The organism is Lyngbya aestuarii BL J (genome assembly GCF_000478195.2).
GTDB lineage: Bacteria > Cyanobacteriota > Cyanobacteriia > Cyanobacteriales > Microcoleaceae > Capilliphycus > Capilliphycus aestuarii.
Window position 1 is genome coordinate 1 of record NZ_AUZM01000172.1, and the last position, 2,015, is coordinate 2,015.

At 38.6% G+C, this 2,015-nt stretch carries 3 protein-coding genes; 2 read left to right on the forward strand and 1 reads right to left on the reverse strand.

All coding sequences use genetic code 11. The features are described 5' to 3' along the window. Nucleotides 1-620, reverse strand: a 620-nt coding sequence (locus tag M595_RS27225) for an endonuclease NucS domain-containing protein (RefSeq protein ID WP_023069816.1), incomplete at its 3' end; no start/stop codon positions are given. A gap of 77 nt (nt 621-697) precedes the next feature. Here M595_RS27225 and M595_RS27230 point away from each other — a divergent pair. Both M595_RS27230 and M595_RS27235 read left to right on the forward strand, forming a co-directional pair. Then, nucleotides 698-1,639, forward strand: coding sequence for a thermonuclease family protein (locus tag M595_RS27230; RefSeq protein ID WP_023064577.1), 942 nt, complete (start codon nt 698-700; stop codon nt 1,637-1,639). 45 nt (nt 1,640-1,684) lie between these two features. Next, nucleotides 1,685-2,015 (forward strand): heme-binding protein (locus M595_RS27235; RefSeq protein WP_040484767.1); only part of this gene is annotated, 331 nt, incomplete at its 3' end.

Here is a 2,015-nt window from a genome sequence, read left to right on the forward strand (position 1 = left end):
CTTGAAAACTCTTGTATACTAGAATCAAAGCTGAGAATCTTCTCTCTTATTCTCAAAATTGTCTCTTTTTTACTCGGTGGAAAATCCGTCATAAACTTCCGAAGTCTTTGAGGTTGACTGGGAAGATTACTTTCTCTCGCATCCTCATAAAAAATTTGAATTTGTGAAGTTTTCTGGCTATCAATATCTTTCAAAATGAGATAAAACTTGTTATCCTCTTGAACAATAGAAAACTGAAAAAACTCAAATTTGAGATGATGATATTGGCGATCAATTAAATTATCTCGGTGAAAACTGGGTGCGATCGCCACCAAATTCACAGGTTTGTCATAATCAATGCGATCGCCAAAGGGCTTGTCTTCAAGCAAAGCATGGTAATATCGAGTCAGCTGCTGAACAATGCCTCTATCTTCAACATTTTTTAACTCAATCACCACCAAGCGTCCGGTTTTGTCTGTAGCCAAAAGATCACAACGTTGATTATTAACAATATATTGACGTTGGATAACCGTCCAACCCAGTATTTGATCGAGATGAGAAAACAGAAAATCTTCTAACGCTTCCTCACTCTCAAATTCCCAACATGAGCCAGTTTTCCTTAAAGTGACAAAACTTTGCATTTCCGTTGCAGGGTTCAGATTAAAATTATGATATCATAGCCATCACTTAAACCTAGAATTTTTGTATTTAAAGAACAGTGGGAACTTGGATTAAAGACTTACAAGTTACGAAAGTTGTTGATGGAGATACCCTCAAAGTATTGTTGAATGGTAAACGAGAATTTTTGAGGCTGCACTGTGTTGACACCGAAGAATCGTTTCCCTGTGGAACAAAACCCGTTACAAATGCGGGAATTGCATCTTCAGAAATGGCAATCCAATACTTTACGAATTCTGATGGTGAACTGACGCAGGTTGATGTAGAATTTGATGGGGACGAACCCGTTGAAGTCTGTCTAGAAAAATACCGAGATAGTCACGGTCGGATTATTTGCTATATTCATAAAGACGGTGAAAACTATAATACTTGGTTGATTAGAGAAGGTTGGAGTCCGTATTTTATTAAATATGGTCGTTCTATATTTTATCATCAACAAATGATGGAAGCTGAAGCCGAAGCCCAAGCTTATCATCGGATTATTTGGAACGCTCATACCAATCAAAATGGGGCTTTCCGCAACTACGAATTATTAATGTCTTGGTGGACACTACGAGACTCAATTATTCAAGATTATCGCCTCAATGGAATTCGGGCGGGAGTGCTTTCGGTACGTTTAGATTACCCTAAAATTATCGCCGCCGCAGCAAAAGAAGAATGGATTACCATCTTTTGTGATTTACAAGATGGCGTGACCAAATGGATTGGAAGCGGGGCGTTGATTCATACAGGTTCAAAAGATCATATCTTAAAATTGTGGATTCCCGAAGCTAAAAACGATAAAAATGCACCCCTAGCTCAACTCATTCAAAAACGTTATTCAGGTTTAGGACGAGGTTATGTTTATGTGAGTGGAAAAGCGGTAATGTATCGTGATAAACCAGAAATTACGTTAACAGATCTCAAACAGATCTCCGATTTTTGTCCAATTTTTCCCATTGAAAAACAGAGGCTTGTCAAAACCCGAGAAAAAAGTCAATAAAGCTGCTAAACTATAAATATGATTCTTGAAAATAGAGTACAAGCAATGCCGACTTCTTTACCGGAAGGATTTCCTGAACCCACTCAAGCAGGTGTAATTGAAATCAAATATTATCCGGCTTATCGGGGAGTAACCTATTCTCATAGCGGAGATTTAACCCAAGCCACCAAAGCAGCATTTAACCCCTTATTTCAGCATATTAGCAGTAATAATATTGCCATGACCACACCTGTAGAAGCCCGTTATCAAGATGCTTCTCGGGCGGAGGTTTCGTTTTTGTATTCAAGTCCTCAAATTTCTCCTCAACAGGTTCAGTCTGATGTTCAAGTCCTAGATACTGAAGCGATGATGGTGGTCAGTATTGGAATTCAAGGGG